Source organism: Amycolatopsis pigmentata (assembly GCF_042684065.1).
Classification (GTDB): domain Bacteria; phylum Actinomycetota; class Actinomycetes; order Mycobacteriales; family Pseudonocardiaceae; genus Amycolatopsis_E; species Amycolatopsis_E pigmentata.
In genome coordinates this window covers 236580-250186 of record NZ_JBHUKR010000017.1, presented here as the reverse complement: position 1 = coordinate 250186, position 13607 = coordinate 236580, and the positions used below count along the sequence as shown (strand labels likewise).

Below are 13607 nucleotides of genomic sequence, written 5' to 3'. Positions count from 1 at the left end.
AGTTCCCGATTTCAGGATTACGTGGTCATCGCCGTGGCGAGCGATCCGCGTGCGGCGTGCCGCGCGGGTGCCAGTGCCGCCAGCGGCGCGGCGAGCATTGCCCCGACCACCAGAATGCCGAGCCGGCCCCAGGGCAGGGTGAACAACACCGGATTGGCGTCGGTCGACGCCACGCGAGCGAACAGCCAGGCCGAGACGATGCCGACCGCCAGCCCGCCTGCGGCGCCGAACAGTGCCACGAACACCGACTCGGTCATCACGGTGGCTCCGAGTCGTCTCTTGGTCAGGCCCAGTGCGCGCAGCAACGCGGACTCGCGGGTGCGCTCGAGCACCGACAGCGACATCGTGTTGGCGACGCCTGCGAACGCGATCAGCACCGCCAGCGCGGTCAGTGCCCACATCAAGTCCAAAGTGGACCGCAGGGGCGCGGCCATTTGCGCCTTGAGGTCGGCGATGCTGTTGAGCTGGGCCAGCGGCTCCGAGGACAGTGCCTGCGTCAGCGCGGGCCGAACCTGGTCCGCGTCGGCCGTTGGGGACAGGCGTACCAGCACGCTCTCGTCGTACGCGGGGCTGCCGTGAGAGGCGATCGCTTGTTGTTGCGAGAGGTCGACGAACGCGAGACCGAGACCAAGGCCCGGGGCCCGCGTGGCGTCGTAGATGGCCGTCACGCGCAACGGCACCGCACCGTCGTGCGCGGCCCGCACGGTGTCACCCACTTTGACCGCGGCATTTTTGGCCAACTCGCTGCTCACCGCGAGATCACCTGCGCCGAACCGGTCCAACGTGCCGCTCAGCACGGTCGGGTGCAGCAGACCGCCCAAGGCGCTTGCCTGCACGGCCGCCATCGAGTACGGGCCGAGCGAGCCGAGGTCGCCGGAGAACGACTTCCTCGTCGCGGTCGACGCGACTCCGGGAATCCGGGCGAGCGTTGTCGCCAGGTTGGCGGGAAGCGACCGGTTGGACACGGCCATGGTCACCACGTAGTCCGCGGTCAGTTCCTTGTCGAGGCCCCGGTTTTTGCCGGCCTCCACTCCCGATGCCGTTGTGGTGATCAGTGTGACGACGGCCAGTCCGATCGTCAGCGCCGCCGCGGTGGCGGCTGTGCGGCGGGGATGGCGATCGGCGTTGAGCGCCGCCAGTTTCGCCGGTTGCCCCAGCACCGGCGTGAACGCGGCGCTCAGCACCCGCACGACCGGCCCGATCAGCAACGGCCCGAAAGCCGGCACCGCGAGCAGCAGCGCGATCGTCGCGAGCAGCACCAGCGCTACCCCGCTCGACGTGTCCGCGAACGTGGCGAGCACACCCGCGCCGACACCGGCCAGCAGCGACACGATCCCGACGGCGGCGCGCACCAGGCCGGCGCGGCCGCTGGGGCTCTCGTGCCGGCCGCGCAGCGCTGCCACCGGGGCGACCTTTGTCGCCGCCCGCGCCGGGAGCGCCGCGGCCAGGACCGTTACCAGCACGCCGATCGCCACTGACTCGACAGCGGTTCGAGCGCTGAGGGGCACCCCGACCGATGGACCGTTGGCGATCGCCTGCAACGCGGCGGCGACACCGATGCCACTGGCCAGGCCGACGACCGACGCGACCGCACCCACCACTGCTGCCTCAGCCAGCACGCTGCCGAACACCTGGGCCCGGCGAGCTCCGACGCATCGCAGCAGCGCGAGCTCGCGAGTCCGCTGGGCGACCAGGATCGTGAAGGAGTTGACGATCACCAACCCGGCCACGATCACCGACAGCACCGCGAACGCGGAGAAGAACCCCGTGAGACCGGCCGAGTCCGGCGCCGCCTCGTCGATGAGCTGCTCGGCCGCATCGGCCGCGGTCGCCACTTGAGCGCCGGGAACCGCACCGGTCAGCCCCTTGGTCAACTCCTCGAGACTCATTCCCGACGCCGCGCGCACCTCGATGGCGCCGTAATTCGCCTGCGGTGCGAGCAGCCGGACCGCATCCGGGGACAACAAGAACTGTGGCGCACCGATACCCGCGTCCCGGGGACGGCTGAACGTGCCGACCACGGTGAAGGAGTGCGCGGTGCCGTCCCGGCCGTAGACGGTGATGCTCCGCCCGATGCTGTACGGGAGTTCCTTCGCGGTCGCGACTTCAGTGGCGCTGTCGGGTAGGTGCCCGTTGGCGAGATCGAACGGCCTGAGCCGAGGGTCCGCGGGCACCGCCATCGCGCCGGCGTCACGCGCACGGCCGTCCACCGCCACCGGGGTGCTGATCTCCATGCGCCCCTCGGCGGCGCCGACACCGGGAACCTGGCGAACTCTCGCCAAAGTGGTGTCGTCCAGAACGCCGCGTGGACTGGTGATTTCCAGATCCACCCCACGCAGCCGATACGCGACGGCCGCGTGCACGCCCGCTCGCACGGAGTCGGTAAGGATGAACGACCCGGACACGAAGGCCACCCCCAGCGCGATCGCGACCAGGGAAAGCAGGAACCGCACAGGCCGGGTCCGCAGCCCGGCGATGACCGTCTTCAGCATCACGCCCCCAGGTTCGCGAGCGCCGAGGAGACGGCATCGGGCGTCGGCCGGCGCAGCCGGCCGGCGATCCGGCCGTCGGCGAGCAACACGCCGTGGTCGGTATAGGAGGCGGCAACGGGATCGTGGGTCACCATCACGACGGTCTGCCCCAACTCCCGCACCGACGTCTGCAGGAACGACAGCACCTCGGCGCTCGATCGCGAATCCAGGTTGCCGGTCGGCTCGTCGGCGAACACCACCTTGGGCCTGCCCACCAACGCGCGAGCACAGGCCACTCGCTGCTGCTGCCCACCGGACAGTTCGCTGGGCTTGTGGCGTAGTCGTGAGCTCAGTCCGAGGGTACGCACCACTGTGTCGAACCACGCCTTGTCCGGCCGACGGCCCGCGAGGCGGAGGCCGAGCAGGATGTTCTCCTCCGCGGTCAGGGTCGGCATCAGGTTGAACGACTGGAACACGAAGCCCACGTGGTCGCCGCGCAGCCGCGTGAGCGCGGCGTCGGACAGACCGGTCAACTCGCGCTGTCCGATCTTGACCCTGCCCGAGCCGACGGTGTCCAGCCCGGCCAGGCAGTGCATCAGAGTGGTCTTCCCCGAGCCCGACGGACCCATGATCGCGGTGAATCGTTGGGTGGGGAACCCGACGGTCACGTGGTCAAGCGCTCTGACCACGTTGTCCCCCTTGCCGAATACCTTCACCACGTCGATCGCTTCAGCCGCAAGGCTGCTCTCCACTGCGCTCTCCCGGATCGCCTGCTGTTGTCCCGCGGAGCATGGCCGGTTCCGGCTGAACCAATCCTGAAGCCGCCTGAAGATCTCTTCAGGAAGCGTCGCGTGGACCTGAGAGAATCCGGCGATGCGAGTGCTCGTCGTGGAGGATGAGAAGCGGCTGGCCGAGACACTCCGGTGGGGCCTGGAGGCCGACGGTTACGCCGTGGACGTCGCCAACGACGGCCCTGACGGTCTCGAGTTGGCGATGTCGAACGAGTATCAGGTGATCATCCTGGACATCATGCTGCCGAGGATGAACGGATACCGGGTGTGCGCGGAGCTTCGGGCGCAGGGAATCACCGCGCCCATCCTGATGCTGACCGCCAAGAACGGTGAGTACGACGAGGCCGAGGCACTGGACACCGGAGCCGACGACTTCCTCAGCAAGCCGTTTTCCTATGTGGTCCTCACGGCTCGGCTGCGGGCGCTCATCAGGCGCGGCCGCACCGGAGGCTCATCGGTGCTGACCTTCGGCGATCTCGCGGTCGATCAGGCCAAGCACACAGTCGTGCGCGACGGTCAGCCCGTGGCGCTCACCACGAAGGAGTTCGCGGTGCTGGAGTGCCTGCTGCGCCACGGCGGCAATGTGGTCACCAAGCGGGAAATCCTGGACGAGGTGTGGGACATGGCTTACCAGGGCGATCCGAACATCGTCGAGGTGTATGTGAGCGCGTTGCGCCGCAAGGTGGACGCCCCGTTCGGGCGGCGCACGATCGCCACCGTGCGTGGTGTCGGTTACCGGATGGTCTCCGATGTCTAGATGAATTGCCTCGCAAGATTGCTTACGCGGCTGGCCAACTGTTCATCTTCTTGCGTCATAGGCAACTTGGTATGCCTTAGGTGCAACTCGGGCTTACCGTCGAAACCATGAGTTCGAACCAGCCTCACCAGACGCCGGATACCCCAGCGGGCACCAGGGGTACGCCGGATGCGCGTCAGCTGCGCGCGATCCTGATCACCGTCTCCCTCGCGCTCATGGCCGTCATCGCCTCGGTGTCAGGGCTGAACGTCGCCCAGACACACCTGGCCGTCGAGTGGGGCGCGTCCCAGACCACCGTTCTGTGGATCATCAACATCTACACCCTCGCCCTGGCCGCGCTGCTGCTGCCGCTCGGCGCGATCGGTGACCGGCTGGGCCGCAAGCCCATGCTGGTCACCGGACTGGTCATTTTCGGTGCCGCCGGCGTCGTCGCCGGGCTGGCCCCGTCGGCCGCGGTGATGATCGGCGCCCGGGTGGCGGCCGGTGTCAGCGCCGCGATGATCATGCCTTTCACGCTGGCCGTCATCACCGCCACCTTCCCCGAGGAGGAACGGGGCAAGGCGATCGGCGTGTGGACCGGTGTCGCCGGAGGCGGCGGCATCCTGGGCATGTTCCTCTCCGCCCTGCTGGTCGACGTCGCCGACTGGCGGTGGCTGTTCGTGCTGCCCGTGGTCCTGGTCATCGCCGCGCTGGCGATGACGCTGAAGTCGGTGCCCGACTCCCACGCACGTTCCACCCATTCCTTCGACACCATCGGCGCGCTGGTCTCCACCATCGCCGTGATCGGCCTCATCTTCGTCCTGCAGGAGGGCCCCGAGCGCGGCTGGACCGACCCCGTCACCCTGATCAGCCTGGCCGTCGGCGTGATCGCCGCAGTGGCCTTCGTGGCCTGGGAATCGCACCGCGGCGATGGTTCGCTGCTGGACGTGCGCCTCTTCCGCGAGCGCGGTCTGGCCGGCGGCTCCATCACTCTGCTCGTCGTCTTCGGCGTCCAGGCGGGTATCGCCGTCGTCCTCTTCCCGTTCTTCCAGGCCGTACTCGGCTGGTCCGGGCTGCTGTCCACCGTGGCGATGATGCCCATGGCCGTCATGATGATGACGAGCTCCGGCCTGGCGCCGAAGATGGCCGCCAAGATCGGCGCCCGCGCCACCATGACCGTCGGCGTGGCCATGGCGGCCCTCGGCCTGGCCCTGATCGCGCTGTTCGTTTCGGTCGACGGCGGCTACCTGTCCATCCTGGCCGGCATGCTCGCCATGGGCATCGGCATGGGTCTGTCGATGACGCCCTCCACCGAAGCCATCACCAGTTCCCTGCCCCGCGCCAAGCAGGGCGTTGCCTCCGCGCTCAACGACGTCACCCGCGAGTTCGGCACGGCCCTGGGCGTCGCCATGCTCGGCGCGCTCCTGGCCAACGGCTACCGCAGTGCCATCGACGACAGGCTCGACGGCATTCCCACGGGCGCCGCGGACACCGCCCGCGAAGGCATCGCCAACGCCATCGAGGTCGCACCCAAGACCGGCGGCCACGCCCAGGACCTCATCCATGCCGCCCAGCAGTCCTTCGTCGACGGCTGGCGGCAAGCCATGTGGATCGGCGCCGCCGTGATGGGTGTCCTGCTCGTCTACGTCGCCCTGCGCGGGCCGAAGAACACCACCCCCGTCGAAGCCGATGAGGAAGCCGACTCGGCTGCCCGGGCCGCGGAGAACGTCGCCGCCCGCTGACCTCAGGGTCTGTGTTACCAACGCTTGTGCTCAAGATATCCAGACTGTGGCCCGCCTCGATTCGCCGTGGCAACACACTGGCCGCGGCCCTGATCTGCGCGCTCCTGTTCACCGTCGGCGCACTCGGGGTTCATGCGCTGGTCAGTCATGAACTGTCGGCCACGGCGAAGAACGCGACCACCAACGACCTGGACCGGTTGGTGTCGGCCTACCGGGTCGCCTCGCGCGGCGGTGGCCGGACCGCCCTGGCCTCCGCCGTCTTGAGCGACCCCATGTTCGTCGTGGTCGCCGACTCGGGGAAGGCGGTCGTCACCAGCGACGCGATCGCCCGATTGAGTCCACAATGGACCATTCCCGGACCGGCGCCGGCCGGTGCTCCGGCCGACTGGACGACGACTACCAGCGTGACGCTACGGTCCGACGCTCATCCGAATTGGCGGGAGTTTCGCACGTACACGGTTTTTGGCCGGGTCGTCGACGATGTGCCCGCCGGTCTGGTAGAGCCGCTCGGGCGTGCCGGGTCCACATTGGACTCGGGCCTGAGCGGTTCGGGGAACGGAAGTTTCCGTCTCACCGTGTATCTGTTCGTGCCGCCCTGGAACACGATCCAGGCACTTCAGTTGTTCGACAACACGATGGCCGGTTTCGTCCCGCTGGCGGTCGTGATTGTCGCGCTGGTCGCGTGGTTCGCGTCGGGCTCGGCGTTGCGGTCGGTCGAGGCGATCCGGCGTGAGCTGGCCGAGGTCAGCGGGAATCGGCTGGACCGGCGAGTGCCGGTGCCCCGTTCCCACGACGAGGTCGCCCGGCTCGCCGTCACCACCAACGACACGCTCGACCGGCTCCAGCAGGCCCACCTCCGGCAGGAGCGGTTCGTCGCCGATGCCAGCCACGAGTTGCGCAGCCCGCTCGCCAGTCTGCGGACCGGCTTGGAGGTCGCCCTCGCGCACCGCGACCGTGCTGACTGGCCGGCGGTAGCCGAGCGATCGTTGCTGGACGTGTCCCGCCTGCAGCGGATCACCGCCGACCTGTTGCAGTTGGCCGTCGAGGACGGCCACCCCCCGTCCGACCTCGTGGACGTCGCCGATCTGGTGACCGAGCAGCTGGCCGAGCGATCCCTCGGAACCGGGCCCGCCGTGCTGGCGACGGTGGCCGGAGCCGCGCTGGTCCGCGGTGACTCCGTGCAGCTCGAACGACTGCTGCGGAACCTGCTGGACAACGCGGTGCGGCACGCCCGGTCGTCGGTCAGGGTCACCGTCTCGGAGTCGGACGGGGCCGTTGTCCTGGAGGTGGTCGATGACGGTCCCGGTGTCGCCGGTCCGGACCGTGAACGGGTCTTCGACCGGTTCGTCCGCCTCGACGAAGCACGAGCGCGGGACGCCGGCGGCGCCGGCCTCGGGCTCACGCTCGCCCGCGACATCGCGCTCCGGCACGACGGCACGCTCCGCATCGAGGACGGCGACGCGGGCGCCCGGTTCGTGGCTCGACTGCCGCGCGCGTGAGGCGGCATGGATCCCCCTTCGTGATTCGTCAGGGCATCCAGGTGACCGGCAGCTCGCTGATGCCACCGGTCAACTGATCGGTGCGAACGGGAAGATCGTGGACGTCAATGGCCAGTCGTAAGGTGGGAAACCGGCTGAACAACGCGGTGAACACGGTCCGCAGTTCGGTACGGGCGAGACTGGCGCCGATGCAGAAGTGCGCGCCGTGGCCGAACGCCAGGTGGTTGTTGGGCGCGCGGGACTCGTCGAACGCATCGGGATCGGTGAACATCGACGGATCGCGGTTCGCCGCGCTGGGGACCAGCAGCACGGCCTCGCCCTGCCGGACGAGTGCTCCGCCGATCTCGATGTCCGTGCGGGCGTAGCGCAGTACTCCCAGGTCGGCGGGTGCGGCCATGCGCAGGATTTCCTCGACGACTCCGGTGACCTGGCCCGCGGGGTCGGCGATGAAACCGTCCCGGCGAGCCGGATTCGCCAGCAGCAACAGCACCCCGAGATCGATCCGGTTGACCGTTGTCTCGTGTCCGGCGAACAGGAGTCCGGCGGCCATCGCGGCCAGCTCGTCGTCGGTGAACGACGGATCATCGGCTTGCGCGCGGACCAGGTCGGACAGCACGTCTTGTGCGGGACGAGCACGTTTGGCGGCGGTCAACCGGCCCAGGTAGGCGTGAAACTCGGCTATCGCCGTTGCCGCATCGCCGCCCGAGCCCATCCGGCTGGCCCGATCGGAGAGATCGCGAAAGTACTCGCGGTCGGTGACCGGGACCCCGAGCAGTTCACTGATGACCAGGGCGGGCAGCGGGAAGGAGAGGTGCGCGTGCAGGTCGACCGGCCGGTGCGGCGCACGGCTTCGCGCCGCGGCCACTTCGTCGAGGCACTGCGCCACCAGATCCGCGACGCGGTCGTCCAAGGCCCGCATCCGCTTCGCCGAGAACGCGGGTCGCAACAACCGTCGCATGCGCGCGTGGTCGGCGTGCTCGGTGTCGTAATTCCCGGACGGGCCGCCCATGATCGCCGCATCGCTGAGGGCGGGCGCGGCGGCGGCATCGGGATGTGAGCGGCCCAGTCGCGGGTCGCCGAACAGGGCACGGGCCTGTTCATAGCCGGTGACCAGCCAGGCCAGGTCGCCGGCGGGCGTGCGCACCCGCACCAGTGGTGCCCGCCGGCGCAGTTCCGCGAAAGCCGGGGCGGGATCGAGCAGGGTGGGCCGGTTGAACGGGAGTTGTGGAGGCTCGGTGGTTTCACCGGTCATCAGGGTGCCTTTCCGGTAATGGGCCGCCCCAGGAAACGGGTGCCGTCATCGTGGGCGAGCGTAAGGACGCCAGCTGGCTCCCGTCGTGGTCCCGGCGTTGTAGACGCGGGTGGAGACTCACCTCCACCCGAGATACCGCGCCGGCCTCAGGACATTACGGTCCGGTCCTTCTACCGTGGTTTTCCGGCGGACGTCGAACCGCGATTCCGAATTATTTCCCCAGCGAGTATTTCGAAAGGAATGGCACCTGATGAATTTCCTGCGCGGTTTCGCGCCGTGGATCGTTTTCTCCGTCGTGTCACCGTTCGGCCGGCCGTGGGCCGCGCTGGCCGCCCTGGTCATCAGCGTGGTTGCCCTGGTGCTCAACCGCCGTGCCGGGATGAGGCTCGACGGGCAGATCCTGGGCATCGGTATGACCACCTACTTCGCCGCGCTCACCGCGTTGGCCTTCCTCGCGCCGCACTCGCCGCTGCGGAACTACGACAGTCCGATCTCCACCGCCTGGCTGGGATTGATCGCGCTGGTCAGCTTGGCGGCCGGGCGGCCCTTCACCCTCGGCATCGCGCGCCTCAGGGTCGCACCGGACGTCGCCGATTCGCCGCGGTTCCGCCACATCAACATGGTCATCACCTCGATCTGGACGGTCGGTTTCGTGTTCATCGCCGCGGCCGGGTTCGCCTGCGTCGCGCTGAACGGCGGCATCGTGCTGAAGGTCGCCTACCAGGTCGTCGGATTCGGTCTGCCCGCGTACTTCGGCCACCGGTACGCCGCGCGGATGCGGACTCACCCCGGCACCGCTGGTCAGCCCTCCGCTCTTGCCGTAGCGGAGGGCACTGTGGGCGGTGCCTCCTGACGGTTATTTCACGCAGGGAACGCCGCCACCGCTGATGCCGTCCAGCCCGGCGGTACCACTGTTGTCGGCCGGTGCGGGTGAGGGGGCGGCCGGAGCGCCGGGTGTGGTGGTGGGTTTCGCCTCGGCGAGGCCGCCACTGTCACCGCCACCACCGGTGGCAGGGAGCCGGAAGTCGGAGCCGAGCAGCACTTCGACATGCCCGGTGGCCAGTTCGTTGGAGCGCTGAACGGTGATACCGCCACCCAGTGCCGAGGCGAGGGTGTTGGCCGCGTCTTCGGATCCGTTGCCGTAGAAGATCGTTGTCGAGGAGCTGCGCCGGGTTTCGCTGCCGATGGTGCCGATGGTGTATCCCTGGCCGGCCAGGAATTGCCGGGTTTGGGCGGCGAGACCCTCGCGGCTGGTGGCGTTCACGATGGACACCGTCGCCGACGGCGCGGCGGGCGGGGACGACGAGGCCGGGGCGGGTGGTGCGCCGATCAGCTGGGTGACCAGCCGGCGGATTTCGGGCAGGTTGACGAAGTTGACGTCTTGGCCGCGGGAGTTCTTGCCGAAATGGTCGATCGGGAGGGTCACGAAGGTGACGTTGCCGCCGGTCAGGTTCGAGGCTTGGCGGGCGAAGGAAAGCAGGTCGAGGTGGGAGTCCAGGGCCGTGTTCTGCTTGGCCACGTCCATGATCCGCTGGAGCTGGCCGGGGTTGGCGAACGCGCCACCCTGTTTGAGCTGGTAGGCCAGCGAGATGATGAACGCCTGCTGGCGGCGGGCCCGGTCCAGGTCGGTGAAGTTCAGTTCCGGGTGCACATAGTCGCGGCGCTGCCGCACGAACGCGACCGCCTGCGCGGCGTTGACCTGCTGCTGTCCTTTGTGGAAATTGGCGCCGGAGAAACTGTCCTGGGTGTCTTCGGCGACGCAGACCGTGATCGGCTGCACGACCTGCGCGATCTGGAAGAACGCCACCAGGGTCACTTCGACGAAATGGTCCACCGCGACCCCGCCGAGAAACTGGCGCACGGTGTCGATCTCGGCCTTGCGGCCGGCCTCGCGGGCTTGCTGCTCGCGCTGGACCTTGTCGGTCACGCCCTGGTTGACCAGTTGTCTGGCCCTTTGGTCGAAGGCGTAGCCGTAGGCCTCCTTGATCTTGCCGTGGCATTCCCCGTCGGGGCACCCGGGCAGGTCTACGTAGTCGTCGCGGGGGATGGAGATCGAGGTCGCCTTGCTGCCGTTGGCGGGCACGTGCAGCAGCATCAGCACGTTGGAGTTGTAGCCGCCGTCCTGTTCGTCACCGGCGTGCAGGGCGTTGTAGATGTCCTGGGGCAGCGGATTTCCGTTCTCGTCCAGCCGCGAGTCCAAGCCCATGATCAGGATGTTGGTGTCGCCGTTGAGGGAACCGGTCTCCCCGTCCAGCGCGCCGGAGGTGCGCAACCCGTGGGTCAGGCTGCCCAGTGCCGCCCAGCCGTAACCGGTCGTCGCCAGCACCAACGCCGCGACCAGTCCCAGCGCGGCCCTGCCCGCGAACACCGCACGCCGGCGGCCCGGACGCGCGGGAGTGACCCTGCGCGTGGGGGCATCCCAGTCATCGCCGGTCACCGGCACCTCCGCATTGTCCCCGAGCAAACGCCCGTCCTTACTCGAACAGGCTCACCGCGGACGAAGTGATTCCCGCAAGCGTGACCAGGGATACCGCGGACTGACACAGCATCACGTTAGTTCCCCAGAGCGCCAAGGCCTTACTGTCTGCAAAGTCTTGCCGTATTTGGAGTAAAACACTGATAAAGCGATCTGTTTCACGGGCAAGTCTGGTCCGAGTGGTCGCATTTCTCTCGCGTTGCGGCGGGTGAGACGGTTCCCCGCATCCTAACCAGGAGACCACGGTTTCCGGCGTGGCCGGAGTACTACCGGGCGAACAGTCAGGACCCGATGTGGCGCCCTGCTTCCTCGCCCGCGGCGCCGACCTGGTCCCGGATGGCGGTGTCGAGGTCGGTGGCGGTCAGGCCGAAGGTTTCCGCCGTTTCCGTCGCGTCCATCCGGAAAGGTGCGTACCACTGGTAGTCCATCTCGGCCATCTCGCGGGCGATCGGCACGACGAGCCCGACCGTGCGCATCACGAAGCGCGGCAGCTGGATCAGTTTCACCGGCGGCCTGCCCGCGGCCTCGGCGCAGCGCCGGGCGAACTCGCGGATGGTGATGGCAGGCGGGGACGGCACGTGCCAGGCGCGGCCCCACGCGCGTTCGTCCTGGGCGAGCGTGACCAGGGCCCGCGCCATGTCGCCGTTGAAGGTGAAGGTGTGCGGCATGTCGAGGTGGCCGGTGATCCAGGCGGCGCTGCCCTTCTTCATGGCCGGCTCGATGAGGACGGAGTAGATGCCCGCCGCGTCCTTGCCGATGTAGTCGGAACCGCGGACCTCGACCGTGCGGATACCGGAACCGAGTGCCTGTTCCCACATCCGTTTGCGCAGCCGCCCCTTGCGCCCGGTGGCGGCCAGGGGAGTGTGCTCGTCCATCCTGCCGCCGGGCTGCTTGCCGTAGGCGTAGAGGCTGCCGGTGAGCGCCAGTACCGCGTCGTTCGTCTTCGCGGCGGCGATCACCGACGTCTGCAACGGCGGCAACAGGCGTTCCCACGTCGTGTACGAGGGCGGGTTCGCGCAGTGGTAGATCACCTGCGCGCCGCGGGCGAGTTCGGTCAGGCGGGACGGGTCGGAGGCGTCGGCGGCGACGCGCTCCACCAGCGGGTGCTCGGGGCCGGACCCGCTGCGCGTGACGATCCGGACGCTTTCGCCGCGCTCGACGAGGAGGCGGGCGACGTTGGTGCCGATGGAACCGGCGCCGATGATGACGTGCTCGGCCATGACAGGCCTTTCTCGTGCTAACGACGTTAGATCTTCTAACGTCGTTAGACTAGAAGGGGATGACACCCCCGTCAAGGAGACGGCTAGTGTCCGGAGGAACCGGCGAAACGAAGTGGCGGAGCATGGCGACCAGCACGAGGCGGGCGCGGGAACGGGCGAGCACCCGCCGGCGGATCATCGAGGCGGCGCTGCGCATCCTCGAGGCCGAGGGCGCCACGGCGCTGACGATCCGGCGCATCGCGACCGACGTCGAGTACTCCGCGCCCGTGGTCTACCAGCACTTCGCCAACAAGGACGCACTCGTGCTGGAGCTGGTCGCGCACGGCCACCGTCTGATGCTGGCCGAGTCCCGGCGGGCGGCCGAGGAGCCCGACGTCGACCGGCGCGTGCTGCGGGTCGCGGCCGAATGCATCCGCTTCGCCGGTGAGCACCCACACCTCTACCAGGTGATGAACTCGCCCGAGGTCGACGCGGACGAGCGCCTGCGCGCCGCGGAACCGGCGATCGCATTCGTGGAGGAACTGCTCACCGCCTGGGCGAAGGCGCACGAGGTGGTCCTCGCCGACCCTCACGAAGCCTGCGAGGTCCTCTGGGGGACGCTGTACGGCATCGCCTCGCTCGGCTTCCTCGGCACGGTCGGCCACGAGCGCGCCGGGCGCCTCGCCGAGCAGGCGCTCCGCGCGATCCTGCTCGGCTGGCGGACCGAGGCGCCGGGTAACGGGTCCCGATGCGGTACCGGCTAGGGGTTTTCGGTCGAAAGACCGGCCAATAGCACGCGGAGAGCGTCGTCGAGAGTGCCTCGTGTTTCGATTCGGGTCAGGTCGGTCGCGAGGCTCGCGACGTGGTCGAAGCCGCGTTCGGTGGCGGTGCGGTGCATGGCGTCCCGGGCGGCCGCTTGGACGTGCTCGTCCAAGCCGGCGCGGGCGCGGGCGAACACGATGTGCCCGACGGTGGCCGAAAACGTCTGCCAAAACGCGCGGGCGGCCCGGGGACCCGTGATGCCGCCGTGTTCGAGAGCGGAGAGAACCCGTTCCGCCAGGCGCGCCAGACCGGCCGAGCCTGGTGGCAGGCGCCGCGTCGCGAGCAGTTGCATGGCGCCGGGTTGTTCCTCGACGAGGTCCCGCCACGCGCACATGGTCCCCACGATCTGCTCGCGCCAGTCGGAGGTCGTCGTGTAGGGGATCTCCATCCGGTCGAGGAGATGCAACAGCATCGCGTCCAGCAGTTCGTCCTTGGACGCGACGAACTTGTAGACCGACATCGGCGAGATGTCCAGCGCGGTCGCGACCCTGCGGATCGACAGTGCTTCCAGGCCCTTTTCCGCGGTGAGTTCGAGCGCCGTCCGCACGACGTCGTCCGGTGAGAGCGCGGTTACCGCAGGTGGAGTCCGGTCTCGGGGGCTGGTGCCGGGGCGATTCAT

At 68.8% G+C, this 13607-nt stretch carries 11 protein-coding genes; 5 read left to right on the top strand and 6 right to left on the bottom strand.

Going from position 1 to position 13607, the window contains the following annotated elements:
• Window positions 1-17: 17 nt before the first annotated feature.
• On the bottom strand, window positions 18-2492 hold the full coding sequence (locus tag ACFSXZ_RS28635) for an FtsX-like permease family protein (RefSeq protein ID WP_378268398.1): 2475 nt from the start codon (window positions 2490-2492) through the stop codon (window positions 18-20).
• Window positions 2492-3223 carry an ABC transporter ATP-binding protein gene (locus ACFSXZ_RS28630; protein WP_378268329.1) on the bottom strand — a complete coding sequence of 244 codons (732 nt, stop codon included), beginning with the start codon at window positions 3221-3223 and terminating at the stop codon, window positions 2492-2494. The genes ACFSXZ_RS28635 and ACFSXZ_RS28630 overlap by 1 nt, the downstream gene beginning before the upstream one ends.
• A 121-nt stretch (window positions 3224-3344) precedes the next feature.
• Between ACFSXZ_RS28630 and ACFSXZ_RS28625 the strand changes: the two genes are divergently transcribed.
• The 3 genes from ACFSXZ_RS28625 (at window position 3345) to ACFSXZ_RS28615 (ending at window position 7239) form a co-directional block, all read left to right on the top strand.
• On the top strand, window positions 3345-4019 hold the full coding sequence (locus ACFSXZ_RS28625; RefSeq protein ID WP_378268328.1) for a response regulator transcription factor: 675 nt from the start codon (window positions 3345-3347) through the stop codon (window positions 4017-4019).
• A 107-nt stretch (window positions 4020-4126) separates the two neighbouring features.
• A complete protein-coding gene (locus tag ACFSXZ_RS28620) occupies window positions 4127-5740 on the top strand; it encodes an MFS transporter (protein WP_378268327.1) in 1614 nt (537 codons plus the stop codon).
• Between the two features lie 26 nt (window positions 5741-5766).
• Window positions 5767-7239, top strand: a complete 1473-nt coding sequence (locus tag ACFSXZ_RS28615) for a sensor histidine kinase (protein ID WP_378268326.1) — start codon at window positions 5767-5769, stop codon at window positions 7237-7239.
• A 28-nt stretch (window positions 7240-7267) separates the two neighbouring features.
• On the opposite strand, the gene ACFSXZ_RS28610 is transcribed toward ACFSXZ_RS28615, so the two are convergent.
• Window positions 7268-8491 (bottom strand): cytochrome P450, encoded by a 1224-nt coding sequence (locus tag ACFSXZ_RS28610; protein WP_378268325.1) that lies wholly within the window; start codon window positions 8489-8491, stop codon window positions 7268-7270.
• A gap of 250 nt (window positions 8492-8741) precedes the next feature.
• On the opposite strand from ACFSXZ_RS28610, the gene ACFSXZ_RS28605 reads away from it, so the two are divergent.
• Window positions 8742-9344, top strand: coding sequence for a hypothetical protein (locus ACFSXZ_RS28605; RefSeq protein ID WP_378268324.1), 603 nt, complete (start codon window positions 8742-8744; stop codon window positions 9342-9344).
• Window positions 9345-9347: 3 nt separating this feature from the next.
• Here ACFSXZ_RS28605 and ACFSXZ_RS28600 read toward each other — a convergent pair whose 3' ends face one another.
• Both ACFSXZ_RS28600 and ACFSXZ_RS28595 read right to left on the bottom strand, forming a co-directional pair.
• Entirely contained in the window at window positions 9348-10955 is a 1608-nt protein-coding gene (locus ACFSXZ_RS28600) for an LCP family protein (protein ID WP_378268323.1), read from the bottom strand.
• Window positions 10956-11248: 293 nt separating this feature from the next.
• Window positions 11249-12187: an NAD-dependent epimerase/dehydratase family protein gene (locus tag ACFSXZ_RS28595; protein ID WP_378268322.1), complete on the bottom strand. Its 939-nt coding sequence runs from the start codon at window positions 12185-12187 to the stop codon at window positions 11249-11251.
• 122 nt (window positions 12188-12309) lie between these two features.
• Between ACFSXZ_RS28595 and ACFSXZ_RS28590 the strand changes: the two genes are divergently transcribed.
• Window positions 12310-12930, top strand: coding sequence for a TetR/AcrR family transcriptional regulator (locus ACFSXZ_RS28590; RefSeq protein ID WP_378268321.1), 621 nt, complete (start codon window positions 12310-12312; stop codon window positions 12928-12930).
• On the opposite strand, the gene ACFSXZ_RS28585 is transcribed toward ACFSXZ_RS28590, so the two are convergent.
• A complete protein-coding gene (locus ACFSXZ_RS28585) occupies window positions 12927-13607 on the bottom strand; it encodes a TetR/AcrR family transcriptional regulator (protein ID WP_378268320.1) in 681 nt (226 codons plus the stop codon). The two genes, ACFSXZ_RS28590 and ACFSXZ_RS28585, sit on opposite strands and share 4 nt — an antisense overlap.

Bases quoted from the DNA above. Each gene is read 5' to 3' on its own strand.
- ACFSXZ_RS28635 (WP_378268398.1), bottom strand. From the start codon at position 2,492: ATGCTGAAGACGGTCATCGCCGGGCTGCGGACCCGGCCTGTGCGGTTC.
- ACFSXZ_RS28625 (WP_378268328.1), top strand. From the start codon at position 3,345: ATGCGAGTGCTCGTCGTGGAGGATGAGAAGCGGCTGGCCGAGACACTC.
- ACFSXZ_RS28620 (WP_378268327.1), top strand. From the start codon at position 4,127: ATGAGTTCGAACCAGCCTCACCAGACGCCGGATACCCCAGCGGGCACC.
- ACFSXZ_RS28610 (WP_378268325.1), bottom strand. From the start codon at position 8,491: ATGACCGGTGAAACCACCGAGCCTCCACAACTCCCGTTCAACCGGCCC.
- ACFSXZ_RS28605 (WP_378268324.1), top strand. From the start codon at position 8,742: ATGAATTTCCTGCGCGGTTTCGCGCCGTGGATCGTTTTCTCCGTCGTG.
- ACFSXZ_RS28595 (WP_378268322.1), bottom strand. From the start codon at position 12,187: ATGGCCGAGCACGTCATCATCGGCGCCGGTTCCATCGGCACCAACGTC.
- ACFSXZ_RS28590 (WP_378268321.1), top strand. From the start codon at position 12,310: ATGGCGACCAGCACGAGGCGGGCGCGGGAACGGGCGAGCACCCGCCGG.
- ACFSXZ_RS28585 (WP_378268320.1), bottom strand. From the start codon at position 13,607: ATGAATCGCCCCGGCACCAGCCCCCGAGACCGGACTCCACCTGCGGTA.